The organism is Roseivirga thermotolerans, assembly GCF_014653175.1.
GTDB classification, from domain to species: domain Bacteria; phylum Bacteroidota; class Bacteroidia; order Cytophagales; family Cyclobacteriaceae; genus Roseivirga; species Roseivirga thermotolerans.
In genome coordinates this window covers 890,629-917,405 of sequence record NZ_BNAG01000002.1, presented here as the reverse complement: position 1 = coordinate 917,405, position 26,777 = coordinate 890,629, and the positions used below count along the sequence as shown (strand labels likewise).

Sequence of the window (26,777 nt, the reverse complement as noted above, 5' to 3'; positions counted from 1 at the left end):
AAAGACAAGGACATATTGGTTATACTTTTTTACAGAAAAATGAGATACGATTTATAGACATAAACTTACAGTCTAAAGATTATCAAATTGGTAAAAAGCTGAAAAAGAATAATGATTTTAAATTCTTCAATCTGAATGGAGTTCAGGTCTCTGACAATGAGTTCATCACAATTTTGAACGATGAGATTCTCCTACAATATAAAGCTTATTTAAAATCATCAGATGAGCTTGAGCAAGAATTCAAAGAACTAGAGAGTCTGTTATTATCGAATAATAAAAACCCCATACTTATTTCTGGTTTTTTTAAAAAATAGTCCCTACTAGCCCTGTCTTGCAGTGAATACTTTTGTTAATGATATTGTAACCTCCCATTATGGTAGCCTTACTTAAAAATGTAAGCTTCCCCAGAGTTCGTCCATTTAAAACTAGAAGATAACTCATCTATTAAACTTAGGGAGCAAATCATGAGTATACTCCACCCTCAAAACTTCCCCTTAAATAGTTTCTAGTTTAGATAATTTGAAACTATTTTTAGCCTAATGAAAAACACAATACTTGGAGTACTTTTTTTCTTTACTCTTTATAGCTGCCAGAAGCAATCGCAAAAAATTGAAGAACCAAATACTGAAGCGCTACGGTCACAAGTAAAACCTACAGAGGTAGTCACCGCCCGTGCCCGGTTCGGCACTTTCGAATACCGCATCAATGCTTCAGGACAACTGGCATCAGCCAACGAACTGAAGATAACTTTTCAGGGCTCGGGCTATCTGGAAAAACTCAACATCAAAAATGGCCAGGAAGTAAGAGCCGGACAGGTTTTGGCTGAACTGCAAAACACCAATGAAAAATTTGCTTTAGAAAAAGCGAAGTTAGCCCTTGAAAAGGCCTTAATACAATACCGATCTGACTCCCTCGGCCGAACAAGAATAACCGAAGAAGCCATTCAAACCCTACAGCTGGCATCCGGATTAAAAGATGCCCGGCTCAACTTGCAAGAAGCCCAGCTCAATCTGGAAAAAACGCTGGTTAAAGCTCCTATTGCTGGGGTTATTGCAGGTCTTGAGGAAAAGCAAGGCAACATTATTTCTGCAGGAAAAGACCTTTGTGTAGTATACACACCCAACCAAATGGTACTGACTGCTAATATCTTAGAGTCTGATTATGGCAGTATAAAACTAGGCCTTAAGGCCGATATTTATCCCCTTGCCTTCCCCGACAAACTGTATGAAGGTACTCTCATAGAAATAAACCCTAAAGTAGACGAGAAAGGAATGGTCGAGGTAAAACTCTTGCTATCAGACGCCCAAGGTTTATTGCCCGGGATGAATGCTCAAGCGGTTATTCGTGCCCCACAATCAGAATCAGTTTTGGTTCCGCGCGAAGCCGTAGTAATAAAGTCAGGTCGCCCGGTAGTGTTTACGATGGTAGATGGGCTTGCGCAATGGAAATATGTTGAAGTAGGCAAAGACAATGGAGTAGATATTGAAATAACCAGTGGTATAAACAGTGGCGATGAGGTTATTATTACCAACAATATCCAATTGGCTCATGAGGCAAGAGTAGTGAAAGCCCAGATGAACGGACAAACGAACTAAGCAAACCCATGGTAAAGTTCCTCATTAACAGGCCCATTGCGGTATTTTTGTCCTTTATTGGTATACTTTTCTTTAGTGTATTGGCCATTCGCCAACTCCCCGTTTCCCTACTACCCAATATAGAAGTACCCTCGGTTGTCATTAAAGCAGACTACCCAAATACTCCTTCCCGAATTATCGAAAACAGTGTCTTACGTCCCATCCGGTCAGAACTCAACTCGCTCAACAACTTAAAGTCCATTGAAAGTACGGCAGGCAGTGAAACCGGACTCATAAGGCTTGAGTTCAACTACGGTACCCGCATGGATCTTGCCTATATAGAAATCAATGAAAAGATAGACCGATTGCAGGAGACTCTTCCCAGAGGTATGGACAGGCCTAGAATTATCCGTATCAATACCTCCGACATCCCCATAATCAGACTTCAGCTTATACCCAAATCCCCATCCGACTTCATCGAAGTATCTAAGTTGGCCGAAAGAGTACTGAAAAAACGGATTGAACAACTTTCAGGAGTTTCTATTGTAGACATCAATGGGTTTCGCGATGAGTTCATAGCCATTATGCCAGACCGGGCCAAACTACAGGCCCTTACGATTCCCGAAGAGCAAATTGGACAAGTTTTACAAAGTGCCAATCAAGAGTTAGGTCAACTATCTATTAAAGATGGGCAGTATCGCTACTTCGTGCGCATGGCCAACCGGCTTGGCAACTTAGAAGAAATTAAGAACCTCCCATTGATTAATTCAAAGGGTGACATTGTGCCTTTGCACCGTGTGGCTACCGTAGCTTACCAACCCGAAAAAGTATTGGGCTATCACCTGTTCGGCAAAGAAGAAGGCTTGGTCATTACCATTCACAAACAAAATAGTGCTAAAATGACCGAGTTGGTTCCTTTGGTTTACGAGGCAGTAGAACAGTTTAAAAAGGACTATCCGAAAGTGAGTTTTCACATGACTCAGGATCAAAGTAACTTGCTAAATGCAGGTATAAACAACCTGAAAACCAGTCTTGTATATGGTGGTATTTTTGCCTTTGCCGTTCTTTTTCTATTTATGGGCAATGTTAGAATGCCCATTATAATGGGCATTACACTTCCTGTGTCCCTAGTCATCAGTTTTTTACTGTTTCGCGCGGCCGGTTTAAGCATCAATATTATTTCATTAAGTGGCCTGGCCCTTGGACTGGGAATGCTCATCGACAATGCCATAATTGTTATTGATAATATTACCCGCAAAAGAAAAGAGGGTCACTCACTTATTGACGCCTGCATAACCGGTGTTAACGAAGTTATGGCCCCTCTAATCAGTTCGGTATTAACCACCCTGGCCGTTTTTATACCTCTTGTCTTTTTGAATGGGCTATCGGGAGCACTTTTTTACGACCAGGCCGTTTCGGTGGCCATAATTTTAGGTACCTCGCTAATGGTTGCCTTTGTACTGCTTCCCCTACTATACCGCATGTTTTTTCAACACCACAAGGGAACTATAAAAGAAGACAGCTTTATATTCAGAGGAATATTAAAGGTATACAAACTGATTTACCGAGCCCTCTGGCGATTTAGAATAGTGAGCTTTCTTCTACTGCTGCTACTCATCCCTGGTTGCTACTGGATGGTTAACTTCATCGACAAAAAAGGATTACCTGAAATTGAAAAAACAGAAACACTTCTACAGTTAAGTTGGAACGAGCCTATTGATGCGGCTACAAGTATGCAAAGAATAAAAGCCTTGCTTGAAGAAATGAATATTGAGGCCATCACTGAATCAGACATTGGACTGAAACAGTTTATTCTGTCCGTGGATGAAGGAAGTATTGAACAGGCCGATATTTATTTCAACTTTCCTTCGGCCGAAGAAAAACGCCAAGGGGAGTTGTGGCTGCTAAACTACCTGCAAACCAGGCACCCGCAGGCCAGCATAACTATTCAGGATGCACCCAACGCTTTCGATCAAATATTCAATAAGGAAGGTTTCTATTTTACAGCCAAGTGGAAAACTCTTCAGAATGACGAATTACTGGATCATTCGGCCTATACCGAACTGGAAAATGAAGTAAACAAACTGGTAGAAACAGCGCCATTGCAAGGCAAAGGGTTCATCTACGAAGATGCTCTGGAAGCCACCATAAATAGTCAGAAACTATCTGCATATGGCATCAGCGAAAACGAGGTAAAGAATGTACTTAGCAAAGCGCTAGACGGTTATCTGGTTACTGAAATCAGACGCTTTGGCGAAGTAATTCCCGTGCGTGTACAACGCCCGAAGGCCGACTTAAGAAGTCAATTATCACAAGCTACCGTACGCGGCAAAATGAACCAGGAGTATCCACTCAGCGAATTCGTACAACTCTCGTTTACCAGTACAGAAAAAAACATAACAGCCGATAGAACGGGCGTCTATCAATCCATGGAATGGGAAGAACTATCAGAACAAGATATTCAAAAGCTTATGAACCAACTTCCGGAAAAGGCCGCTGAATCTGGGTTGATGCTGGACTTTGATGGCACTTACTTTGAAGACCTTGAAAATTTACGGCAGCTCGTTTTTGTGTTATTAATTTCTGTAGCCCTTCTTTACTTTATTTTGGCGGCTCAATTTGAGTCACTGGTACAGCCAATGATCGTAATTTTCACATTACCACTGGGTATTTTAGGGGCCCTGCTCATTCTGCAGTTTAGCGGAGGTAGCCTCAACGTTATGTCGGCCATTGGAATAATCGTTATGCTGGGAATTATGGTAAACGATGCCATACTCAAGATAGACACCATCAACCGATTGGTAAGGCAAATTGACAAAACACACCGATCAGCCTATAAAGAACAACTTGCCATGGCTATAGCCAAGACGGGTGAAATACGATTAAAACCCATACTCATGACTTCGATTACCACCATTTTGGCACTTCTGCCAGTGGTTTTTTCCTCAGGTATTGGTGCAGACCTGCAACGACCTCTGGTATTTGCCGTCATTGGTGGGCTCACAATCGGAACATTTACGGCACTCTTTTTTGTGCCTCTAGCCTACTGGTTTATTAGCAAAAAGAAGGCTTAGAACCTCCTCTTCCCCCTCCCTGCTAAAGGATGGTTGGGTATGAGAGAGCTATACTCCGTCTCCAATCGGTCAGACTGCTTGGGATGGTGCCACCAATAATAGTCTATGAAAACCAAGACAGCTAACCTCTTCCCCTCACAGTATTAGGAAAGGAACTTTGGGGGTATAGACACCTTATTAGGCTTAGTGAGTCACAGGTTACAAAAATGAACGTAATAAAAAAAGGTTACAGCTTTTTCAAACTGTAACCCTTTGGTTTTCAAGAGCCCCCTGCCGGGATCGAACCAGCGACCTACTGATTACAAGTCAGTTGCTCTACCAGCTGAGCTAAGGAGGCTTCTTTTTGCTTTTCGTTCAAAGCGAGTGCAAAGATAGAAGCGACTATTAATTATGCAAAGCCTGAAACATCAAAATTATCAACAATTTTGGTTGTACTTGATTATCAGAGACTTCTAAGAATGCGCAATTGCTTCTTTAACTCCCTCACCTCTTCTACTGCCTTATCGATCTTCTCATCAAACTCACCCTTCAGCTTATCCGCAGTCTTACTGTTAGCAAAAAACGATAGGTTGTTTCTCCATAAGGCAATGTTGTCTTCCAGCTCGCCTATCTTTCTTCTCAATGCCGCTTCTTTTTTATTCAGTCTCCTGTTGCCACCCGGGCCACTTTGCAGGCCAGACATTTCGGCCCTAATAATAAGCGACTCAGCTTCATTCTCTTCAAGACCCAGTTGCGCCACATAGTTTTCCAGTGCCTCAGAGAATTGTCCCTCAATAGTTTTAATAGCATTTCTCGGCACAAAGCCTATCTGATTGAACTGCTCTACAAGTTCCATTAGCTCATCTTCAGAAGCCTCTCCGGACTTGGCTTTCGTATTAAGCTGATTTATTATTTCCTCTTTTGCCTTTTGGTTTTCTACAAACTTGGCTTCAGCCTTATTCTGATGCGACCGCCTGTTGTTAAAGAAAGTATCGCAAGCCTTTTTGAAACGCTCATAAACCTCGTTCCTTTTCTTTTCAGGCACAGGGCCTATTTCCTTCCATCTGCGCTGCAAGTCTTTCAATTTTTCGGCTGTCTGCTCCCATTCATGACTTTCTTGCAAAGCTTCCGCCTCGGCTACCAGCGCCTCTTTCTTCTCCAGATTCTCCTTACGCTGACCTTCTAACTGCTTAAAGAACTCATTCTTATTGGCAAAGAATGCCTTAAAATTACCCCAAAAGCCTTTATTTACCTCTTTGGCCTTGTCGCGGGGAACACCACCAATGGCATCCCACTTCTTCTGAATAGCCAAAATCTCTTTGGTTTTGGCATTCCAGGCATTTATTCTGTCTGATGTAAACTCAGTAAAAGGTTCTAACTCTTTTACAAGAGCTTCCTTCTTCTCCAAGTTTTCTTTGAGGTCAGACTTGAGCTCTTCCAGGTACTCCTTGCGCTTCTTGTATATTTTGTCCGAAGCATTTTTAAACCGTTGCCAAAGCTCTTCTTGTACTTCTTTTGGTACCGGACCAATGTGCTTGTACTCCTCGTGCAATTCGTTGAGTTGAATTACCGCATCTTTAATGTTAGTGAGCTTATCCAGAGCCTCAGCCTTTTCGCAAAGCTCTGTTTTGGCCTCCAGGTTTTTCTTTCGGTCTAACTCTTTGAGTTCAAAAAGAATATGACGGTTATTAAAGAAGCGATCCAGCAGAGCGTTATAATTGGCCCATAGAGTTTTATTGTGCTGAGGCGGAACAGGCCCCACCTGTTTCCAGGCTTCCTGAATATCTTTTATAGGTTTAATGCTGGTAGTGGCCGACTCACCATCGACCAACTCTCTCAACTGATCGAGAAGCTCTTCTTTTTTTGCCAGGTTACGTGTTCTGGCAGCTTCTTTCTCTTTGTAGTAATTATGCTTTCTATCGCGAATTAAACGGTGGCTGGCATCAAACCGATTGAACAGTTCATCGTGACGGAACTCAAAGCTATCTTCTTCTCCTCCCTCAGCAAGGTACTTGTTAAGGGCCTCCTGTCTAAGGCCTTGTTCAAGATCTTCGAAGATAGGTACGATTTCGGCTAAAATACGATCCGATCGTTTGAACGTATCTTGCTGAGCAAGTTCTTCTATAACCTCTACCAACTGTTCTCTGCTGTATTCAGAATAATCCGGGAGTTCTTCCTCATGATCTTCCTCCTCATCCTCTTCAGAGTCGTTGTGCAGATCGTCTTCACTTTCGAGTTTTTTCTCGCCAGTGTTCTGTTCAGTCTGTCCGGTCAGTTTTTCCTTCTCTTCCTCTTGCCCCTTCAGGCTATCTTCTTCCGAACTGTTTTTCGGTTCTTCAGCGCCTTCGGTTATGGCCTCTTCCGGTTGTTGTATAGAATTTTCAGCTGTTGCCTGCTGAGTAGTTTCCTGTTGATTTTCAGTCAGATCGTTTTTCTCCTCCTGATCTCCCTGCTGCATGTTCTTTTCTTCGCTCATATCTTTAGATCTATCGGTTTGCACCGCACCGTTACGAAACCAAATTTAGTAAAAGAATCAATTTAAACGTGGGTCTACCGGGTAATTTGAAAACACCTTATATTTCCCCCCCATTTGCTTCAAAATGGACTTCCAAAGAATGTCGGACTCCAGGTCGAACACTTCCCGGGCAGTTGCTTTCTTTCTCACAAACCAAGACTGTCTATCGAGTTCCTCCCTCAGCTGTCCTGAGCCCCAACCGGAATAACCTAAGTAAAACTGTATGTCGTCTTCTTTTAGCAGCCCAGAATTGAGCATGAATTTAATGTGCTCGAAATCTCCACTCCAATGCAAATCCTCTCCTAAGGCAATGGATCCCGGAATCTGATCGGCTAACCTGTGGACGAAATGTAGTGTGTTTTGTTCTACCGGCCCACCAATATTGAGGTAACCGTTAAAATTAATCGACTCATCCATTACATCGCTTAATGTAAGGTCGCTCATTTTGTTGAGTACCAAACCAAAGGTACCTTCTTCTGAATGTTCACAAACCAAAATTACCGTTCGCTCAAAGTTTGGATCGTTCAAAAATGGCTCTGAGATTAGAAAGTCTCCTCGCTCCGGGTCCGGAATATTTTTGTCGTATTCAAACATATAATCGATTTGAATGGAAATTATAAATGCATCTTTACTTTGCCTAACGAAAAGGAAAAACTTTAGTGCTTAAATTTGTTACCTGAATAAAAAAACTGCTTATGACCAAATCCATTGCTGATCTCCGACAGGAATATACCAAAGCTGCTCTCGATGTAGAATCGGCCAACGAAAGCCCCTTTGTACAGTTCGAAAAATGGTTTGGAGAAGCGCAGTCAGGAGAATTGCTGGAACCTAACGCCATGGTGTTGAGTACAGTAGATGAAATGAACAGGCCTTTTCAGCGCACCGTTCTTATGAAAGCCCTGGATCATAGCGGTTTGGTCTTTTACACCAACTATAAAAGTAGAAAGGCGCGCCATATTGAAAAGAACAATCAGGTAAGTGTGTTATTTCCCTGGTACGCCATGGAGCGGCAGGTTTTCATTCAGGGAGTCGCCAAAAAGGTTTCGGCCAAAGAGTCATTAAAATACTTTACCAGTCGGCCTCATGGCAGCCAGTTGGGAGCCTGGGTTTCTCAACAAAGTCAGGTCATTAGTTCGCGTTCTATACTCGAAATGAAACTGGCAGAAATGAAACAAAAGTTTAAAGAGGGAAAAGTGCCTTTGCCCGATTTTTGGGGAGGCTACCGTATTGAACCTACTTCATTTGAGTTTTGGCAGGGAAGGCAAAACCGATTGCACGATCGGCTGCTTTATGAAAAACAAGCCAAAGGCCACTGGAAAATTAGTCGGCTTTCGCCTTGATTGCCGTAACTGTTTTGCCATTCGATTTGAGTTCAACCCCTAGCTACGCTCAGAAGCCTGTGGAAGTATCTTGGAATAATGAAGGCCACCCCTTAATGAACTCTAAACTCGTGACGATGGGCAGCATTGCAGCGCAAACCGTCTACAGTGGTTCTTCTAAACGAGGTCGAAGATTGAGCTTACACCGGGAGTTCTTTCTACAGTAAAGCCTTCACCGTATTTCACTCCTATTTCATGGCCATAATGAATACCTCTGGCCTCAATCATGTTTAAAAATTCCGGAGAGGAAATATAGGTAGCCGGTTCTTTGGATTCAGGATCGTGAAACTGCGATTTGAATGCCTTTATTGCTGCTAGCTTGGTTGACCAGGCCGAAGAGACATCAACAATTATATCGGGATCATGAGGGATACTCTGAATGTAGTGATATACGGTTTTGGGCCGCCAGGCTTCTTGTTTTTGCCCCTCGTGTTCCGTTTTTATCATGGTAAGCCCGGCTAAAAAACAGGCCTCACGAGCCAACTCAGAAGCTCTTCCATGATCGCTGTGCCTATCACTAATGGCATTAGCCAGTACAATCTCTGGCCTGTACTTTCTGATCATTTTTATGACTTCAAGCTGATGTGCTTCATCGTTGGTAAAGAAACCATCACGAAAGCCTAGATTTTCCCGTGCGGAAAGCCCCATGATTTTTGCCGAGGCTTGGGCTTCCTGCATTCGTATTTCAGGAGTTCCCCGCGTGCCCAATTCTCCTTGAGTAAAGTCGACAATCCCAGCCTTCTTCCCCATCGAAACCGCCTTTACGAGGGTTCCAGCACACGAAAGTTCTACATCATCAGGGTGGGCGGCCAACGCCAGAATATCTAATTTCATTACTATTGATTAGTGAAAAAAGGGAGATTAAGCCATCTCCTTTTCTGATTCTTTTTCAAACTCCTTTTCTGCGAGAAATCGCTCAGCATCTAATGCCCCCATACAACCGGTACCTGCAGCTGTTACGGCCTGACGATAAATTCTATCGGCTGCATCGCCCGTAGCAAAAACCCCTTCTACATTGGTTTTGGTACTACCGGGTTGTACAATGAGATATCCGGTTTCATCCATCTCAAGATAGTCTTTGAAAATATCTGTATTGGGTTTATGGCCTATAGCAACAAAGAAACCACTAATCTCCAACTCTCGTTTCTCTCCGGTTTCATTATTTATTACCCTAACCCCCGTTACACCGCTATCATCTCCCAAAACCTCTTCGGCTTCTGTATTCCATAAGATTTCTATGTTAGGAGTGTTTTTCACTCTCTCCTGCATAATGGTGGACGCTCTCATTTCGTCTCTTCGAACCAGAAGGTATACTTTAGGACAAAGGTTAGCCAAATAAGTAGCTTCTTCAGCAGCAGTATCACCACCGCCAACTACGGCCACATTTTTACCTCTGTAGAAGAAGCCATCACAAACGGCACAAGCCGATACTCCTTTGTTGGCAAATGTTTTCTCAGACTCTAAACCAAGGTATTTGGCACTGGCACCTGTTGAAATAATCACAGCCTCGGCCGTTACTTCATGCTTATCGTCTACCCAAACGGTATGAGGATATGACGAGAAGTCTACTTTTGTGACAACTCCGTAACGCACTTGAGTACCGAATCGCTCTGCCTGCTTTTGAAGATCTACCATCATTTGCGGACCGTTTACACCATCGGGGTACCCCGGAAAGTTCTCAACATCGTTGGTAGTCGTTAGCTGTCCTCCAGGCTCTCCTCCTGTATACAAAACAGGGTTTAAACCGGCTCTAGAGGCATAAATAGCGGCAGTATATCCGGCAGGGCCAGATCCAATAATCAGCACTTTTACGTTTTCTTTCGTCATCTCCTTCTCAAATTTTGTCAAAACTAAGCCTTTAACAGTTTTAAGCAAAGCAATTGTTCCCAATGTGGACACACAAAAAAAGGTGTCTTTTTAGGACACCTTTTCTTTTTTTTCTAATACTATCGATTAGCCCAGATAAGGCTTCAACGCCTTGCTGCGCGAAGTATGTCTTAACCTTCTGATGGCCTTTTCTTTGATTTGCCTTACACGCTCGCGGGTCAGATTGAATTTTTCGCCAATCTCTTCCAGAGTCATGGAATGCTCTCCATTCAGACCAAAATATAGCGTAATCACATCGGCCTCTCGTTGGGTTAGGGTAGAAAGTGCTCGTTGTACCTCTCTTCTCAGGGAGTCATTCATCAGACCAGTGTCTGGTTTTTCCTCCATGTCATTTTCAAGTACATCCAGCAAGCTATTTTCTTCTCCCTGAACAAATGGAGCATCCATAGACACGTGTCTACCCGAAATCTTCATAGTATCCACAACTTCATTGGTGGTTACTTCCAATACTTCGGCCAATTCATCGGGCGATGGCTCTCTTTCAAATTTTTGCTCAAGTTCAGAGAAGGTCTTTGAAATTTTATTCAATGAACCTACCCTGTTCAACGGGAGTCGTACAATTCTGGACTGTTCCGCCAGAGCTTGTAGAATGGACTGTCTGATCCACCAAACGGCATAAGAAATGAACTTAAAACCTCTGGTTTCATCAAAACGCTGAGCTGCTTTGATCAACCCAAGGTTTCCTTCGTTAATCAAATCTCCCAACGACAAGCCCTGATTTTGATATTGTTTAGCCACAGATACCACAAATCTCAGGTTGGCTTTGGTAAGCTTCTCCAAGGCCAGTTGATCTCCTTCTCGGATTCTCTTGGCCAAATCTACCTCTTCATCGGGAGTAAGAAGGTCTACCTTACCAATTTCCTGTAAATACTTATCGAGAGATTGCGACTCTCTATTGGTAATCTGCTTACTAATCTTAAGCTGTCTCATTCAAATAAATGCTTTTCTTCCTGTCTTTAAACAATTTGGAACAACTCGTAAATTATGAAAAGTTCCACTCATAACAACGTGGCAGATACTAATTCTGTTCGTTCTTATGCTCTGGTTTTGGTAATAAAACTTTTCTGGACAGTCTGAACTTGCCCGTCTTTTTGTCTATTCCAATGAGTTTTACGGTTACTTCCTCACCTACTTCAAGAACGCCTTCCATTTTTTCCAGTCGTTCCCATTTTATTTCCGAAATGTGTAGCAATCCGTCTTTACCAGGCATGAACTCTACAAATGCTCCAAATGGCATTATAGACTTCACCTTACCTTCGTAAACTTCGCCTACTTCAGGAACAGCTACTATAGCCTTAATTCGCTTAACAGCCGCCTGCATAGCCTCTTTGTTCACTGCAAAAACAGTAACAACACCGCTATCGGCCACCTCTTCGATATTAATGGTTGCTCCGGTTTCTTTCTGTATTTCCTGAATTACCTTACCACCAGGACCAATAACAGCACCAATCTGGTCTTTAGGAATATTGAACTTCTCGCTTCTAGGCACATGAGGTTTGAAGTCGGCTCTTGGCTCAGAAATCACCTCATTCATTACATTGAGAATATGGAGTCTTCCTTGTTTTGCCTGCTCAAGCGCTTCTTCCAGTACTTGGTAAGAAAGGCCATCAACCTTGATGTCCATCTGACAAGCAGTAATTCCTTTAGCCGTTCCGGTAACTTTAAAGTCCATGTCTCCCAGGTGATCTTCATCGCCTAAGATGTCAGAAAGAATGGCGTATTTTCCGGTTTCAGCATCTGAAATCATTCCCATGGCTATACCCGAAACTGGAGCAGAGATTTTAACACCAGTGTCCATAAGTGCCAAAGAGCCTGCACAAACGGTGGCCATAGAAGAAGAACCGTTAGATTCTAAAATGTCTGAGACCAAACGTATGGTGTAAGGGTTAGTATCTTCGGCCGGAAGCACTTGTTTTAGTGCTCTCATGGCTAGGTTACCATGCCCTACTTCTCTTCTGCCAGGTCCTCTGTTGGGACGAACTTCTCCGGTTGAAAAACCTGGGAAGTTATAGTGCAGTATGAACTTGTTATAACCCGACTCAGTAGCACCATCAATCATTTGCTCATCTAGTTTAGTACCTAGGGTACACGATGTCAATGATTGAGTTTCTCCTCGTGTAAACACAGCCGAACCATGAGCTGAAGGCAAATAGTCTACCTCACAGGTAATTGGCCTTACTTCCGTAAAGTCTCTTCCATCCAGTCGCTTTCTCTCATTGAGCACAAAGGTTCTGGCAGCTCTTTTATGAAGCTTCTTAAAATATTGGCTTATAAGGAATGAGTCGTATTCATGATCTTCAGGAAGTGACTCAACAAAAGCTTCTTTGATGGCTTTTACATCGTTGCTTCTAACCGATTTATCGGCTGTTTGCTTAGAAACAACAGCATATAACTTATCATATAGTTCAGATTCCATTTTAGCCCAAAGCTCCGGATCTGACTTTTCATGAGAATATTCTCTTTTTTGAGTAGACCCAACTTCTTGGGCCAATTCAATCTGTGCCTGACACTGCAACTTAATGGCATCGTGGGCTACTTTCATGGCCTCGAGCAAATCTGCTTCTGAAACCTCTTTCATCTCGCCCTCAACCATCATTATGTTTTTGAGGTCGGCAGCAACAATAATATCTAACTCGGCAGCTTTGGCTTTTTCCTTATTAGGGTTTACCAAAAACTCACCTTCATATTTAATCACGCGAACCTCAGAAATAGGTCCGTTGAAAGGAATATCTGAAACAGAAAGAGCAGCAGAAGCTGCCAATGCTGCCAGAGAATCCGGCATTACATTCTCATCGTGAGAAATCATAGAGATCATCACTTGCGTATCGGCATGATAATCATCTGGGAATAGAGGTCTTAAGGCTCTATCGACCAATCGGCTAATTAGCACCTCATGATCTGAAAGTTTACCTTCTCTCTTTAAAAAACCGCCAGGAATTTTACCTGAGCTAGCAAATTTTTCCTGATAGTCTACAGAAAGAGGGAGAAAGTCTGTGTCTTCTTTGGCTTCAGTAGCTGACACCACTGTAGCGAGCAACATGGTGTTGCCCATTCTTACCACTACTGAACCGTCTGCTTGTTTTGCTAGTTTACCCGTTTCGATTGTGATTTCCGCGCCATCGGGCATTTTGATGGACTTAGTTACAATTTTCGACATATATAGATTTTAAAATAAGAAAGCAGGAAGTATGTTCATCCTGCAATAAAATATAAAAGGAAAAAAGGGAATTCCTAAGAACTCCCTTCTTTAATATTTTACTTTCTAAGGTTCAATTCCTTAATGATTGCTCTGTAACGCTCAATGTCTCTGTTGTACAAATAGTCGAGCAATCTTCTTCTTTTACCTACCAGTTTCAAAAGACCCAATCGAGAAGAGTGATCTTTCTTGTTAACTTTTAAGTGTTCTGTAAGGTGATTGATTCGGTAGGTAAAAAGTGCAATCTGTGACTCAGGAGACCCTGTATCACCTTTTGACTTTAACCGACCATGATTCTCAAACAACTCTTGTTTCTTTTCGCTTGATAAATACATGCTTAGCTAAATTTGATTTTTATAATTAAAACAGCCGCAAAGGTATGAATTCGAAGGGTAATTAACAAACCTTAGACTTCTTCTGATCGATTCTTTCTCCAAAAGAATTTCTTAACCTTTTCCCAGGCATTGAGATAGGCATCTACTTCGAAGAGACGAGAGTCGTTTCTGGCCTGTCGTAAAAAGAACAAGCCTATGGGTAGTAAAACAGCATTGGACATCCACACTGCTACAACCGGATCTAACACACCTTCTTTTCCCCACTTGTCTCCGGTGGTATTTAAAACGTAGTAAACCAAAAAGAAAATAACTGAAACAATAACCGGCAGCCCCAATCCTCCTTTCTTAATAATGGCCCCAATGGGAGCACCAATAAGAAACATTATAAGACAAGCCATTGACCTGGCTATCTGTTGGTTCTTGGTGACTCTAAACTTACGTTGATCTCTCTGCACATTCTTCAGCGTTGTAATTCGGCTGTTAAGAATATTTCTGGCCGTTCTGGTATTGTTAACGCTATAATTAATGGCCGTGGTAATTCGTAAGTTGTCGGGATTAGCCTTAGACGGTTCATAATATTCCTTCAGCCGTTCTAAGGTCTTATCTATCTGCTCTTCTGTATAAACTTTATTTTTTTTACTTATCGCTGACTCTTGTTGCCGGGCATATTGCTCTCCCCTGGAACGAGCAGACTCTAACTGCTCTTCCAAATCGTCTTCAGCTTGAGTATCGGTCTCACCTATCTTTGCATCACCGTTTACCAATCGTTCTTCCGGCTTGCTGCGCCCCATCACACTATCGGGGGTTACCATATCATCTGCCTTTGACTTCTTTTTGGCTTTTTCAAGATTATACAGCGAATCGTAATATGCCTTAGGTTTGGCAATCTCTTCAGGAACATCAAGGTCGCGAGCCAAATGAAACCTGAAACCATTGGAACTTACCTGGGTAAATATCTGTGCTTCTTTAGAAAGTATATCACGCTGCATGGAGTCTATACCTTCTATTAGCTCTTGGCGGGTTTGCACCAGACGACTCCTTCTGAATAATTTTTCATCGGTATCGCCCATATCGAACGATGACAGATCGAAGCGGATAATGCTCTTAGAAAAAGTATCTCTAATAAACTGCCCCCCTTTTTCTTTGTCATCCCGGGTTTCGTTCATATTCTCCTCGTAGCGCTTTCCATCGTAGAGTTCTAAAGCCAGATAGCGTTGATTCATAAAGGAATACATCCGGCCGGAGTCGGCCAGAATTACCTTCTTATTCCCTTGAGAGCTATTGGAAGTATGATCGTAAATGATAATATCTTTTAATTGCTCATCGCCTATTTTTTGATTCACCTTGATACTGTAGCCCGGTATACCATCGTAAAAAACACCTTCCTTGATATCAAGGGCAGGTTTTTTGGTTCGCATATCCCATAACAAGCTGTAGGTTTTGAGGTTGGTTTTAGGTACAAGTTGGGTGTTGGAGTAATAGGTAAAACCGGTGAGGCCCAGCACAAAAATAAAAATGGGCAGCAACGCTCTTACCAAAGATATTCCGGAGCTCTTCACTGCGGTTAACTCAGAGTGTTCTCCCAAATTACCAAAGGTCATTATTGAGCTTAACAAAATGGCCAGAGGGAATGCATCGGGGGAACTGGATATCGAAAAATAGGTAATGAGCTCAGCAAAGACAGAAGCACTTAACCCCTTGCCCATAATTTGGTCGAAGTATTTCAACAGGGTAACCAGCAGGAGGATAAAATCAACAACAATAAGGGTGAGCAAAAAAGGTCCTATAAAGGATCCGAATACCAACCTATCTATTTTCTTCATGCAGCCTAATTTGCCCCGGTTAGGCCTCAAAGATCATGCCTTTAGCTAGTAAATGCAAGCCGGTGTTAGCTTAACCTCCAATGAGTTCTTTTAGTGAGTATACAAGGTTTTCCCAAAGATCCTGCTGCTCTTCTTCATCGTCTAAATCAGAGTAGTCGGTAATCTGTAAAAATACGGTTTGGGTAAGCTCATTTACATCGAGTTTCAGCTCAAGATAATTGGGGTCGTCTTCGTCTTCCTCAGTTTCGGGGAGAAACTCAAATTTGACCGAATGATTGGTACGCTGGGAAACTTTTCGTGCTTTATGCTCCTCACCATCCCACAAAAAACTGTAGACCTTGTCTTCATTAATGTTCACATCGTCTGCAAACCATTGAGCAAGGCCACTGGCCGTACTAAGGTAAGGGAAGAGCATCTTTTGAGAAGCGTTCACCTCAAACTCCGTCACGAACTTTAACTTTCCCATAGGCTGAAAAAATGAAGTTGGGTAATATAGAACTTAATTACCATTTCGACAAACAAAAAAAAGTGTGGAAACAGGTTGTAATAATCAAGTTTAGATAATTACCTTTGCACCTCAATTTTAGCAAGCCCGTAAGCGAAAAGGCTATTTTGGTATCCTAAAATTGAGTAAACCGAAGGCTAATCCCTTCGGATAATTTCAAGGAATCTGGCGAGGTAGCTCAGTTGGTTAGAGCGCAGGATTCATAACCCTGAGGTCACGGGTTCAACTCCCGTCCTCGCTACCAGAAAGCAGCTCATTGAGCTGCTTTTTTTGTTTCTTACAATCTTTCTGTTCTAAAACCACATTCCCTACTAATAGAATGGATTCTATAATTGGCATTTTTCGCCATATTGAACTTTATGAAAAAGACTACCCTATCATCACTCATTCTACTATTACTGCTAGCCTGTGACGTTAATCATACGCCCAAAAATGCAGCTATTAGCGAGAAAGAAGTGACTACCTGCATTGAGCAATTCTTTGAAGCCTTGGCTAATGGCGACAGTCTACTACTAAAGCAAACCCTTAGCAAAGACTTCTATATGTTTGAACATGACGAGATTTGGAATACTGACAGTCTGTTGGCATTAATGTCGGCTACGCTGGGCCGAAAGTGGTCTGTAAATGAGGAACGAATAACCATAATTGACAATACCGGCCACATTAGTTATTTCAATCAGGGAATCATTCCACCGGACAGATCGTGGTTAGAAAGTGCATTAGTAGTTAAAGAAAACGGATCTACCAAAGTCGTCTTTTTACATTCCACTAAACTCTATCTAAAATAAAAGCCCCAACCTTTCGGCAGGGGCTTGCATATATTATCTGAATGGTAATTTACTTTACCTTATCTACTACTGCTTTGAAAGCTTCCGGATGATTCATCGCTAAGTCGGCAAGAACCTTTCTGTTCAATTCAATTCCAGACTTACCAATTTTACCCATTAGTTGAGAGTAAGACATACCATGCTCTCTGGCACCGGCATTGATTCTCTGAATCCAAAGTTTTCTGAATTCTCTCTTCTTGGCTTTTCTGTCTCTGTAAGAATAAGTGAGACCTTTTTCAACTGCATTTTTAGCTACAGTCCAAACATTTTTTCTACGTCCCCAATAGCCCTTGGCTAATTTCAGAACTCTTTTTCTTCGCGCTCTAGACGCTACAGTATTTACTGATCTTGGCATTTTTTTGTTGTTTTTGATTTTTGGCGTCTCAGAGAGAACTTAATACCAAAACTCCGGTTAAACATTAAACCTTAAGGTTTTTTTAGATGTTGAGCATGTGCTTCACGTTTGCCTCATCAGACTTGTGTACCAAGCCCATGTGAGTCAAATTACGCTTCTGCTTCGTTTCTTTTTTAGTCAGGATGTGGCTTTTGAAAGCGTGCTTTCTTTTGATTTTGCCGGTTCCTGTCAACTTGAAACGCTTTTTCGCTCCAGATTTAGTTTTTACTTTAGGCATTTTATAAATATTAGTTTTACTAACTTTTCTTTCCTGCGCTCTTAGGTGCCAAAAACAAGAACATTCTTTTTCCTTCTAGTTTTGGCAACTGTTCTACTTTGGCGTACTCTTCCAAAGCCTGGGCGAATTTCAAGAGCAAAATCTCGCCTCTTTCTTTGTATACAATTGTCCTTCCTTTAAAGTGTACATAGGCTTTCACCTTTGCCCCTTCTTTAAGAAAGTTAATTGCGTGCTTTAGTTTGAACTCAAAATCGTGATCATCGGTATTGGGTCCAAATCTAATTTCCTTGATTACTGTTTTGGAAGCTTTGGCTTTTATCTCCTTTTGCTTCTTCTTTTGCTCGTACTTGAACTTAGAGTAATCAATTATTTTACACACGGGCGGTTTCGCTGTAGGAGAAATCTCCACAAGGTCAAGGCTTTGCTCTGCAGCCATCTGTAAAGCCTGTTTTAATGGAAAAATCCCCTGCTCTACGTTTTCACCGACTACCCTTACTTCGGGTGCCGAAATTCTTTCATTGACCTTGTACGGTTCTTCTACCCTGCCTCTTTGCGGGTAGTTCCTTCTCATTTTAGCGATTGTAACCTCCTTGTTTTGTTAAAAATGACTGCAAATATCGGTATTATTTTCTAATAATCAACAACTACTCCAGACGATATTATACTGGAACAGTACCTAAAGATGCACTTTTCTCTTTGTTAAAATAAACAATAAAATCATCTACCGACATACTCCCTTGATCTCCCTGCCCGTGTTTTCTGACAGAAACCTGACCTTCGGCTGCTTCTTTTTCTCCCACAATAAGCATAATAGGGATTTTCTTTACTTCGGCATCTCTGATTTTCCTACCTATTTTTTCGTCTCTGTGATCTATAAATCCGGTAATATCGGCTGCCTCCAGCGCAGTATATACTTCTTGTGCATAGTCGGCATATTTTTCGGAAATAGGCAGAATAGCTACCTGATCTGGAGTGAGCCATAACGGAAACTCTCCGGCACAATGTTCAATTAACACGGCTACGAAGCGCTCAAGCGAACCAAACGGTGCACGGTGAATCATTACCGGTCTGTGCTTTTGATTGTCTGACCCGGTGTACTCTAGTTTGAACCGTTCGGGCAGCGTATAGTCTACCTGAATGGTTCCAAGCTGCCATTTTCGGCCCAGAGCATCTTTCACCATAAAATCGAGCTTAGGGCCGTAGAATGCAGCCTCACCCAATTCAGTCACGGTTTTTAATCCTTTTTCTACGGCTGCTTCTTGAATAGCGGCTTCGGCTTGTTCCCATAAATGGTCCTCGCCAATGTATTTTTGCTTATTTTCCGGATCTCTTAAACTTATTTGAGCTACATAATCTTCGAAACCAAGTGAAGAAAATACGTAAAGCACCAGGTCTATAACCTTTTTAAATTCATCTTTCACCTGGTCGGGCCTACAGAAAATGTGCGCATCGTCTTGCGTAAACCCTCTTACACGCGTAAGCCCATGAAGCTCTCCACTTTGTTCGTAGCGATACACTGTACCAAACTCGGCTAATCGAAGAGGTAAATCTTTATAAGAGCGAGGTTTGGAGTTGTAAATTTCGCAATGGTGGGGGCAGTTCATGGGTTTTAGTAAAAACTCCTCCCCTTCATTGGGTGTTTGTATGGGTTTGAACGAATCTTCTCCGTACTTCTCGTAATGGCCTGAAGTCACATATAAATTCTTGTGTCCAATATGAGGTGTAACCACAGGGTCGTAGCCGGCCTTTACCTGAGCCTTACGCATAAAACCTTCCAGTCGCTCTCTAAGCCTGGTACCTTTGGGCAACCAAAGCGGCAAGCCCATTCCTACTTTTTCGGAAAATGTAAAAAGCTCTAATTCTTTCCCCAGTTTTCTATGATCTCTCTTTTTGGCTTCTTCCAGGTTATGAAGAAACTCGGAAAGCTCTTTCTGTTTAGGGAAGGTTATACCGTAAATTCGGGTAAGCTGCTTTCTTTTTTCATCGCCACGCCAATAAGCTCCGGCCACATTGAGAAGCTTTACAGCTTTTATAAACCCGGTATTGGGTATGTGAGGACCACGACACAGGTCGGTAAAATTTCCTTGGGTATAAAAAGTGATGGAGCCATCTTCAAGCCCATCAAGAAGTTCTAACTTATATTCATCACCCTTCTCTTTAAAGTAGGCGATGGCATCTTGTTTGGCTACTTCCTTTCTTTCATAATTATTTTTTTCGCGCGCCAACTCGAGCATTTTCTTTTCAATTTGCTCCAGCTCGCTGGCATCAAATTCTTTATCGCCAAAGTCTACATCATAGTAGTAGCCATTCTCAATGGCCGGACCTATTCCGAATTTTATCCCCGGATATAGCGCTTCCAGTGCTTCGGCCATCAGGTGAGCCGAAGAGTGCCAGAAAGTAGCCTTTCCATCTTCATCGTTCCAGGTAAGAAGTTTAACCGTGGCATCTTGGGTAATTGGGCGGTTGGCATCCCATACCTCTCCGTTTACTTCGGCAGCCAATACGTTTCTGGCCAGGCCTTCGCTAATACTCAGGGCAACATCCATGGCAGTGGCCCCATTGGAGAATACTTTCTCGCTGCCATCGGGTAGTGTGATTTTGATCTCTTGATTGCTCATTTTAATCGTTTTCTGATGCTACAAACCATCAGTTTGGGTTAAAATCTATTCAGGCTGCAAATATGCAATTTAAATCTGCATAGCCTTGTGCTAAGCACTGATTTTATAACTAGAGACTAAGATTAAAGCTAAACTTTATGGCTGATTTTTCGACACCTGGATTTTCCAGATAGGTAAGGCGCCTGATATAGTCTACCCTAAAGAACTTAAAAATATTTTCTACCCCAACCCCAACTTCGGCAAAAGGCCGTCCGTTTTCCAGCACATCAAACTGTGGCAGAGAGTTTCCATTTTCATCGGTTAGTGCCTGCACATCCAGGGTGCTTTGACTCACTCCGCCAAAAAGAATATTGCCCGTACCTACTAGTCGCCACTTTAGTTTTCTAACTAACGGAACCCGGTTGAGGATGAACCCACCAAACTGGTGCTGATAACGTAAAGAGGCGTATGACTGACTCACAAACTCATAGAACTGCATGGTATTGAAGGCTATGGTGGTATACACAATTTGTTCGTTTCCAATATGGGCGTTCAATAGAGTATATGGCAGGTCTTCGAAAGTATGGCCGGCATTGATCTGGTAGTTGGAAACTCCCCAGAAGCCAAGCTTGAGCCTCTGCTGAACACCAAGATTAATTCTTGTATAGTCAAAATCTCCTCCTGCCACTCCCTTAAAGCCACGGGTAACCGAAGCCATAAACATGGGCCAGCGCAAGGTTCCCAGACTTATTCGACTGTTGTCGTTTATAATGAACGATTCGTCTCTGGCATATTTTAACCTCAGCGTTACTTCTGAGGTAGAGAAATCTGTCCCTAAGGGGCTATCGGGTTTCTCCAAATTGGTTCTGTACCTAAAATCGAATTCCGGCTGAAAGCTTTTGTTGGTAAGTAAAATTCCGGCTGAAAAGGCACGCGAAAACTGCCTGAAAGCTCCTAATTGATAACTTTCGTATCTAAACGGCCGAACGAGATTTCCTAGTTGAGTAAGGGCCAAAAAGGCAGTTCCACCATCAATATCGGTAAGGGCATCGGGTTGAATTCCGAACTGATCTATGTCTTTTCGGTAATTGACATTGAAGGTAGTCCAGTTGTTTCGGTCAGCAATCCAAGTGGCTCCCAAGCCATATTTGTACTTCTCGTCATCGAAACCATAAGCCATGTAGCCATTGAACTGCCATCTTCGGCTAAAGTGCTCATTGGTTCTTCCTCCCACACGAACACGCCATCCTTCAATATTATTGTTTCCGAGTAAAAAGGGCCATGGCCCCAGATCGAACGCCCCTACCTCCACATAACCTCTGGCAAAGGTTTTGGCCAGAGTGGTCCATGTTTTTACTATGGGTATGTTTTTAAGGGTATCAATCATAGAGATTACATTAATCTCTGTTGGAGTGAGCTTATCGTGTCGGTTTTGCTCCCAAAAGCTTTCATCATATTCGCGCGATTGCTCCGAAAGTTCAATAGCACGGTCAAAGAACCGGGTATCTCTTGGTTCTGTAACTCTCAGGTTTTGGTTGGAGGTATAGAATTTAGCCAGGAAACCGGCCGATTTATTGGTTATTTCGGCCACATCTACAAGCACACGGGTTTTTACCGGCAACCAGGCTCCGTTTTCTACCCTGTCTAATTCTTGTTGAATTTTAATTTTCTCAATAAAATTAAGATTGGCCGTACGCTGCACCGTAGCATCTATTTGTTTTATGGCAAAATCTCTTTTGGTAATCCACATTTTACCTACAAAGGCCAGCTCCTGATCGTTTTTAGGTTTAAAATCGAGCAGGTAACAAAACTCTCCACCAATAGTCACCGAATCTTCCAGCACATAGTCATAGAGAATTCTCCAGCCATCGGCAATGGGCGAGGCAAACTCCTTCTCAACAATATTCATTCGGTTTTGGTAAAAATTGTATTGCTGAAAGGATGAACCTATGACTTGTGAAATTAGACTTCCGTCTTCAATACCCACCCCGGTTATTTTGGTTTTGAGCACTTCTTCTTTAGAAAGTCTAGGGTCGGACCGATAATAGTATCTTGATAGCGATTCGGAAATAAAAAGGGGCAAAATGGGCTTTCCGTCTTCTCCTGCAATAACCTCTATGGAGTCTAGGACTGCCGCAATTTTTCTCATAAACTTCTTTTGCCTCAGCTTATCTGAAATATTGTCTACATCAATTTCAATTTTGTTGTAGCTATCAAACTCATAGGCAGCTAACCTGCGCTTGTCGTTCATGGGTTTATGATCCATTACCTGCCTAAGTATATCAAAGGCCGGATTTTCTACTTTCCCGGCTGTTACCACAAAATCGCTCAAAGCGGTTGCTTCAGGATTGAGCTGAAAATTAATGGTTTGGGTTACTCCTTTTTGGTAAGCCTTTGTTTTGGTTTCATAGCCAATGTAGGAAACCACCAAGGTATCGCTTTTGGCCTCACCTTTTATACGATAAAAACCATCAAAATCGGTTGGAACACCAATGGTCGTCCCTTGAAAGTACACGCTGGCAAAGGGTATTGGGTCTCCTGTTTCTGCATCAGTAACCTTTCCTTCTATAATGGTCTGACCAAAGACACAGTGGCTTATGCACCACAAGGCCAACAGAACCGAACAAATGGTTGTTTTCAATTTTGAATTTTTTGGTTGTAGAACTTTAGTGTAACGTTATGGCCGGATAAAAAGTAACTGGATTGAACAGATAATGTGCACAACGTCACTTCTTGCCGGATTGTTCCTGCAAAAAGTTTTTGATGTGCAGGTCGGACCTCTTTACAATTTGCTGATACCATTCGAATGTCAGTGTGTGTTTTTCTTCCTGGCTAAGCTGCCATGGTATGGCAGATTTTTTTAGCCTGTTGACCAATTCATTTAAAATAAGTGCTGCGCTCACCGAAACATTGAAAGACTCTGTAAATCCATACATAGGAATATACACCAATTGGTCTACCTCCTGTTTGGCATAGTCTGAAAGCCCTTGTTTTTCGGTTCCAAAAACCACAGCCAGCGGTTGCTCTAAATCTAACTCATATATAGATGCACAATTGGGGTTTGGGGTTGTACCCACTATGCGATAATTCTTACTTCGCAGTTCTTTAAAGCACTTTCGGGTGCTCTGCTCCTCACGATCAAACTTGTGAATCGAAAGCCATTTGGAGGCACCTCTTACCACATTGGGGTTCACGTTATAATCGTGCAGCCTCTGAGTTATGTACACATCCTGCACTCCAAAGCAATCGCAGGTGCGCATAACGGCACTGGCATTTTGCGAATGGTAAAAATCTTCCATTACAACACTTACGTGTCGGGTTCGATGTGCCAAAACCTCTTGTATGAGCTTAATCTTGTTGGGGGTAACAAAGCCCTCCAAATAACGCAATAGCTCTAAATTTACTTTCTCTTTCATAAAAAAAGCTGTCAGGGATAACCCGACAGCTCAGTAGATGAACAAACAATATTATTGAACCTTAACCCTAAAGGTTTATGTGTTTGTGCCAAGTAAACAACCTCGCTGCCCTAATACCCCTATTTATACCTATTCCGGCAGGCCTTACCTACTAAAACAGGTCGATGGTTTCGCCCACATTATATCCTCCTGTTTTATCTTCTCCTCCCTTTTTTCCAGATGGCTTGGGGTCTACCTTTTCCGGCTTTGAGCTGTCATCGGCAGGCTTGGCTTTATCAGCCTCAGGTTTTGCCTCTGCCGGGCCCTCCTTTGGTTCATCTTTTTGCTCAGCTTCGGGTTCTTCTTTTGTTTTTTGCTTCTTATCGCTAAGCAGCACTACTTTTTTTACCGAGTGCGGAGAAAGTTTATTTCCGGTAGCCTTCCAGCCTTTTACGTCTATAAGCATATCAATGTCAAAGACAGAGGTCTTCCGCTCTCGCGAACCTTTAACAGTATAGTGTACTTCCAGTTGAGCAGACTCCTCGGTGGTAGCCAGTAACAATTTTGCTCCCTTTTCTTCACTAATGAAACAGAAGCGCTTGTCCATAGTGGAAGTTTCTATCTGAAACCTTTTAATGTAGTGCTGAGCCGATGCCGGATCATAATGAACAGCGGCAATAGGTTTTTGTGGATCGAACTTCTCAATGAGGTGAATCTTATCCGGTTCATAGCGGTTAGTCAGGTCAAAGCTGGTGAGTTCATATTCACCATTGTTATAAATAACCAGTATTTTATCATCGGCCTGAAAATTACCGAGCAGCTCGCCCCTTTCATCCCGATTCAATCGACCCACCGCATCATCATACCAAATATCTAAGCCTCCAAGGGTAGACTTGCCTTCCATTTTGAGCTGAATTTTACGCACGGGATAGCGCGTAACAATATTACCTCCGGCTCCTCTTCCTTTAATCTCAATATCGGCAAAGTTGAAATCGAAAACCTTGATGCGGGCTTTGCAGCCTGATGTGAGGAAAACGGTCACCAGCTCAGCCTCGCCATTGGGGTTGGCTGTAAAGTACAATATTTTAGAACCTCTTGCTCCTTTGGTCAGGTCGTATTCCTTATCGCGGGTTATGGCTAATACCTGAAAACGTTTTACCATGGTGCGCCCGGTTTTACCATCAAGGTACATCATGTTATAAACCATGCGCTCATCGTTCTTATTAAAGACGCCCGCGTAGAGTATGTCTTTCCCTACAAATACTTTGTCGGAAATTCTTACTACCTGAAACTTTCCGTCTTTTCTGAAAACGATAATATCATCAATATCAGAGCATTCGCATACATACTCATCTTTCTTTAGGCCATAGCCAATAAAGCCTTCAGCACGGTTTACGTAGAGTTTGGCATTGTTGGCAGCTACTACCGTAGCTGCAATATTTTCGAATGACTTGATTTCTGTTTTACGCTCACGCCCCTTGCCATATTTATCCAAAAGATTCTGATAGTAGGCAATGGCATAGTCTACCAGGTTGGCAAGGTTATGTTCAACTTCAGCCAACTCCTCCTGCAGCTTCCGCATGAGCTCATCGGCCTTAAACGAATCGAAACGGGAGATTCGCTTGATCTTAATTTCGGTGAGCCTTATAATATCATCGGTGGTAATTTCACGATAAAAATCGGCTTTGAATGGATCAAGTCCTTTGTCTATGGTTTCTAAAACAGACTCCCAGGTTTCGCATTCTTCTATATCGCGATAAATCCTGTTTTCAATGAAAATCTTTTCGAGTGATGAAAAGAGAATCTTCTCCAGCAACTCTCCTTTCCTAATCTCCAACTCCTGCCTTAACAGATCGACTGTTTGATCTGTATTAAGCTTTAAGATTTCATTGACACTTATGAATCGTGGCTTTTCATCGATAATTACACAAGCATTGGGTGAAATACTTACTTCACAATCGGTAAAAGCGTATAGAGCATCTATGGTGATATTAGGTGACTGACCGGCAGCCAGTTCAATAAGTATTTCTACATGTTCGGCCGTGTTGTCTATTACCTTCTTAATCTTAATTTTTCCCTTATCGTTGGCTTTTATAATGGAGTCTATAAGACTGGTGGTTGTAGTGCCAAAAGGAATGTCTTTGATGATCAGCGTTTTTTTGTCGAGCTCTTCTATTTTGGCCCTCACTTTTACCTTACCTCCCCTGAGCCCTTCATTGTATTCTGAAAAATCGGCCATACCGCCCGTAGGAAAGTCAGGGTAAATTTTAGGCTTCTTGCCTTGCAGTATTTTAATAGAGGCCTGAATGAGTTCGTTAAAATTGTGGGGTAGAATTTTAGTAGAAAGTCCTACTGCAATACCCTCTACTCCCTGAGCCAACAGCAACGGAAACTTAACGGGCAGGGTGATGGGCTCTTTTTTACGGCCATCGTAAGACAACTGCCAGTTGGTGGTTTGCGGATTGAACACTACCTCCAGTGCAAACTTGGAAAGACGTGCTTCAATATACCTGGGAGCTGCTGCACTGTCTCCAGTACGAATGTCTCCCCAGTTACCCTGAGTTTCAATTAGTAAGTCTTTCTGACCAAGGTTTACAATGGCATCGCCAATAGAGGCGTCTCCATGAGGATGATACTGCATGGTTTGACCAATGATATTGGCAACCTTATTGAAACGGCCATCGTCCATTTCTTTCATGGAGTGCATTATGCGCCTCTGAACAGGTTTCAGTCCATCTTCTATGGCCGGAACAGCCCTTTCTAAAATTACATAGGAAGCATAGTCGAGAAACCAATTTTGGTACATGCCCGAAACGGGAATAACCTCTTTGATTTCACCATCTTCTTCGTTGATGTTTTCTAAATTTTCTTCACTCATTTTACCGCAAAGTGCGCAAAGAGCGCAAAAGGTTAAAGTTTACTCACAATTCTATTCAGACCGTCCTTTAACAAAACGGAGTTACTTTTTATCTCCAGGCTCATGGTTACCCCAATTGATGGGCCACTCAACGCCAGGTTCTAAATTATATGGCTCGGTATTTCTACCGGTTTTATTTCAA

The 26,777-nt window shown here is 42.4% G+C and carries 21 protein-coding genes and 2 tRNA genes; 6 read left to right on the top strand and 17 right to left on the bottom strand.

The window, feature by feature from the left end; all coding sequences use genetic code 11:
* From IE164_RS09850 to IE164_RS09840, 3 genes are all read left to right on the top strand, one after another.
* Nucleotides 1–314, top strand: a 314-nt coding sequence (locus tag IE164_RS09850) for a hypothetical protein (protein WP_189630043.1), incomplete at its 5' end; no start/stop codon positions are given.
* A 225-nt stretch (nucleotides 315–539) separates the two neighbouring features.
* Nucleotides 540–1,595 (top strand): efflux RND transporter periplasmic adaptor subunit, encoded by a 1,056-nt coding sequence (locus IE164_RS09845; RefSeq protein ID WP_189630042.1) that lies wholly within the window; start codon nucleotides 540–542, stop codon nucleotides 1,593–1,595.
* Between the two features lie 8 nt (nucleotides 1,596–1,603).
* Nucleotides 1,604–4,648, top strand: coding sequence for an efflux RND transporter permease subunit (locus IE164_RS09840; RefSeq protein WP_189630041.1), 3,045 nt, complete (start codon nucleotides 1,604–1,606; stop codon nucleotides 4,646–4,648).
* Between the two features lie 264 nt (nucleotides 4,649–4,912).
* Here the strand turns inward: IE164_RS09840 and IE164_RS09835 are convergent.
* The 3 genes from IE164_RS09835 to IE164_RS09825 form a co-directional block, all read right to left on the bottom strand.
* Nucleotides 4,913–4,985 (bottom strand) — tRNA-Thr (locus IE164_RS09835).
* Nucleotides 4,986–5,090: 105 nt separating this feature from the next.
* Nucleotides 5,091–7,103: a DUF349 domain-containing protein gene (locus tag IE164_RS09830; protein WP_189630040.1), complete on the bottom strand. Its 2,013-nt coding sequence runs from the start codon at nucleotides 7,101–7,103 to the stop codon at nucleotides 5,091–5,093.
* 57 nt (nucleotides 7,104–7,160) lie between these two features.
* Nucleotides 7,161–7,736 carry a YqgE/AlgH family protein gene (locus IE164_RS09825; protein ID WP_189630039.1) on the bottom strand — a complete coding sequence of 192 codons (576 nt, stop codon included), beginning with the start codon at nucleotides 7,734–7,736 and terminating at the stop codon, nucleotides 7,161–7,163.
* 101 nt (nucleotides 7,737–7,837) lie between these two features.
* Between IE164_RS09825 and pdxH the strand changes: the two genes are divergently transcribed.
* Nucleotides 7,838–8,482: a pyridoxamine 5'-phosphate oxidase gene (pdxH, locus tag IE164_RS09820; protein WP_189630038.1), complete on the top strand. Its 645-nt coding sequence runs from the start codon at nucleotides 7,838–7,840 to the stop codon at nucleotides 8,480–8,482.
* A 156-nt stretch (nucleotides 8,483–8,638) separates the two neighbouring features.
* Here the strand turns inward: pdxH and bshB1 are convergent, their stop codons facing one another.
* The 7 genes from bshB1 to IE164_RS09785 all read right to left on the bottom strand — a co-directional run bounded on the left by bshB1 (nucleotide 8,639) and on the right by IE164_RS09785 (nucleotide 16,228).
* Nucleotides 8,639–9,355: a bacillithiol biosynthesis deacetylase BshB1 gene (gene bshB1 / locus IE164_RS09815; protein WP_189630037.1), complete on the bottom strand. Its 717-nt coding sequence runs from the start codon at nucleotides 9,353–9,355 to the stop codon at nucleotides 8,639–8,641.
* Nucleotides 9,356–9,382: 27 nt separating this feature from the next.
* Entirely contained in the window at nucleotides 9,383–10,348 is a 966-nt protein-coding gene (gene trxB / locus IE164_RS09810) for a thioredoxin-disulfide reductase (RefSeq protein WP_189630036.1), read from the bottom strand.
* 126 nt (nucleotides 10,349–10,474) lie between these two features.
* A complete protein-coding gene (locus tag IE164_RS09805; RefSeq protein WP_189630035.1) occupies nucleotides 10,475–11,338 on the bottom strand; it encodes a sigma-70 family RNA polymerase sigma factor in 864 nt (287 codons plus the stop codon).
* 88 nt (nucleotides 11,339–11,426) lie between these two features.
* Nucleotides 11,427–13,565 (bottom strand): polyribonucleotide nucleotidyltransferase, encoded by a 2,139-nt coding sequence (pnp, locus tag IE164_RS09800; RefSeq protein ID WP_189630034.1) that lies wholly within the window; start codon nucleotides 13,563–13,565, stop codon nucleotides 11,427–11,429.
* 98 nt (nucleotides 13,566–13,663) lie between these two features.
* Entirely contained in the window at nucleotides 13,664–13,939 is a 276-nt protein-coding gene (rpsO, locus tag IE164_RS09795) for a 30S ribosomal protein S15 (protein WP_189630033.1), read from the bottom strand.
* A 71-nt stretch (nucleotides 13,940–14,010) separates the two neighbouring features.
* Nucleotides 14,011–15,762 (bottom strand): LptF/LptG family permease, encoded by a 1,752-nt coding sequence (locus IE164_RS09790; RefSeq protein WP_189630032.1) that lies wholly within the window; start codon nucleotides 15,760–15,762, stop codon nucleotides 14,011–14,013.
* 70 nt (nucleotides 15,763–15,832) lie between these two features.
* Entirely contained in the window at nucleotides 15,833–16,228 is a 396-nt protein-coding gene (locus IE164_RS09785; protein ID WP_189630031.1) for an START-like domain-containing protein, read from the bottom strand.
* Between the two features lie 206 nt (nucleotides 16,229–16,434).
* Between IE164_RS09785 and IE164_RS09780 the strand changes: the two genes are divergently transcribed.
* Nucleotides 16,435–16,511: transfer RNA gene (locus tag IE164_RS09780), tRNA-Met, on the top strand.
* A 115-nt stretch (nucleotides 16,512–16,626) separates the two neighbouring features.
* Nucleotides 16,627–17,055 (top strand): hypothetical protein, encoded by a 429-nt coding sequence (locus tag IE164_RS09775; RefSeq protein ID WP_189630030.1) that lies wholly within the window; start codon nucleotides 16,627–16,629, stop codon nucleotides 17,053–17,055.
* A 49-nt stretch (nucleotides 17,056–17,104) separates the two neighbouring features.
* On the opposite strand, the gene rplT is transcribed toward IE164_RS09775, so the two are convergent.
* The 7 genes from rplT to IE164_RS09740 form a co-directional block, all read right to left on the bottom strand.
* Nucleotides 17,105–17,449: a 50S ribosomal protein L20 gene (rplT, locus tag IE164_RS09770; RefSeq protein ID WP_189630029.1), complete on the bottom strand. Its 345-nt coding sequence runs from the start codon at nucleotides 17,447–17,449 to the stop codon at nucleotides 17,105–17,107.
* An 82-nt stretch (nucleotides 17,450–17,531) separates the two neighbouring features.
* Nucleotides 17,532–17,726 (bottom strand): 50S ribosomal protein L35, encoded by a 195-nt coding sequence (rpmI, locus tag IE164_RS09765; RefSeq protein WP_189630028.1) that lies wholly within the window; start codon nucleotides 17,724–17,726, stop codon nucleotides 17,532–17,534.
* Between the two features lie 19 nt (nucleotides 17,727–17,745).
* Complete coding sequence (infC, locus tag IE164_RS09760) at nucleotides 17,746–18,297, bottom strand: translation initiation factor IF-3 (protein ID WP_189630027.1); 552 nt, start codon at nucleotides 18,295–18,297, stop codon at nucleotides 17,746–17,748.
* Nucleotides 18,298–18,385: 88 nt separating this feature from the next.
* Nucleotides 18,386–20,344: a threonine--tRNA ligase gene (thrS, locus tag IE164_RS09755; protein WP_189630026.1), complete on the bottom strand. Its 1,959-nt coding sequence runs from the start codon at nucleotides 20,342–20,344 to the stop codon at nucleotides 18,386–18,388.
* A 109-nt stretch (nucleotides 20,345–20,453) separates the two neighbouring features.
* On the bottom strand, nucleotides 20,454–22,964 hold the full coding sequence (locus tag IE164_RS09750; protein ID WP_189630025.1) for a DUF5686 and carboxypeptidase-like regulatory domain-containing protein: 2,511 nt from the start codon (nucleotides 22,962–22,964) through the stop codon (nucleotides 20,454–20,456).
* Between the two features lie 85 nt (nucleotides 22,965–23,049).
* On the bottom strand, nucleotides 23,050–23,739 hold the full coding sequence (locus IE164_RS09745; RefSeq protein ID WP_189630024.1) for a TrmH family RNA methyltransferase: 690 nt from the start codon (nucleotides 23,737–23,739) through the stop codon (nucleotides 23,050–23,052).
* A gap of 151 nt (nucleotides 23,740–23,890) precedes the next feature.
* Nucleotides 23,891–26,596 (bottom strand): DNA gyrase/topoisomerase IV subunit A, encoded by a 2,706-nt coding sequence (locus tag IE164_RS09740; protein WP_189630023.1) that lies wholly within the window; start codon nucleotides 26,594–26,596, stop codon nucleotides 23,891–23,893.
* Nucleotides 26,597–26,777: the final 181 nt, after the last annotated feature.

Coding starts and splice junctions, on each gene's coding strand:
- IE164_RS09845 (WP_189630042.1), top strand. CDS start 540: ATGAAAAACACAATACTTGGAGTACTTTTTTTCTTTACTCTTTATAGC.
- IE164_RS09840 (WP_189630041.1), top strand. CDS start 1,604: ATGGTAAAGTTCCTCATTAACAGGCCCATTGCGGTATTTTTGTCCTTT.
- IE164_RS09830 (WP_189630040.1), bottom strand. CDS start 7,103: ATGAGCGAAGAAAAGAACATGCAGCAGGGAGATCAGGAGGAGAAAAAC.
- IE164_RS09825 (WP_189630039.1), bottom strand. CDS start 7,736: ATGTTTGAATACGACAAAAATATTCCGGACCCGGAGCGAGGAGACTTT.
- pdxH (WP_189630038.1), top strand. CDS start 7,838: ATGACCAAATCCATTGCTGATCTCCGACAGGAATATACCAAAGCTGCT.
- bshB1 (WP_189630037.1), bottom strand. CDS start 9,355: ATGAAATTAGATATTCTGGCGTTGGCCGCCCACCCTGATGATGTAGAA.
- trxB (WP_189630036.1), bottom strand. CDS start 10,348: ATGACGAAAGAAAACGTAAAAGTGCTGATTATTGGATCTGGCCCTGCC.
- IE164_RS09805 (WP_189630035.1), bottom strand. CDS start 11,338: ATGAGACAGCTTAAGATTAGTAAGCAGATTACCAATAGAGAGTCGCAA.
- pnp (WP_189630034.1), bottom strand. CDS start 13,565: ATGTCGAAAATTGTAACTAAGTCCATCAAAATGCCCGATGGCGCGGAA.
- rpsO (WP_189630033.1), bottom strand. CDS start 13,939: ATGTATTTATCAAGCGAAAAGAAACAAGAGTTGTTTGAGAATCATGGT.
- IE164_RS09790 (WP_189630032.1), bottom strand. CDS start 15,762: ATGAAGAAAATAGATAGGTTGGTATTCGGATCCTTTATAGGACCTTTT.
- IE164_RS09785 (WP_189630031.1), bottom strand. CDS start 16,228: ATGGGAAAGTTAAAGTTCGTGACGGAGTTTGAGGTGAACGCTTCTCAA.
- IE164_RS09775 (WP_189630030.1), top strand. CDS start 16,627: ATGAAAAAGACTACCCTATCATCACTCATTCTACTATTACTGCTAGCC.
- rplT (WP_189630029.1), bottom strand. CDS start 17,449: ATGCCAAGATCAGTAAATACTGTAGCGTCTAGAGCGCGAAGAAAAAGA.
- rpmI (WP_189630028.1), bottom strand. CDS start 17,726: ATGCCTAAAGTAAAAACTAAATCTGGAGCGAAAAAGCGTTTCAAGTTG.
- infC (WP_189630027.1), bottom strand. CDS start 18,297: ATGAGAAGGAACTACCCGCAAAGAGGCAGGGTAGAAGAACCGTACAAG.
- thrS (WP_189630026.1), bottom strand. CDS start 20,344: ATGAGCAATCAAGAGATCAAAATCACACTACCCGATGGCAGCGAGAAA.
- IE164_RS09745 (WP_189630024.1), bottom strand. CDS start 23,739: ATGAAAGAGAAAGTAAATTTAGAGCTATTGCGTTATTTGGAGGGCTTT.
- IE164_RS09740 (WP_189630023.1), bottom strand. CDS start 26,596: ATGAGTGAAGAAAATTTAGAAAACATCAACGAAGAAGATGGTGAAATC.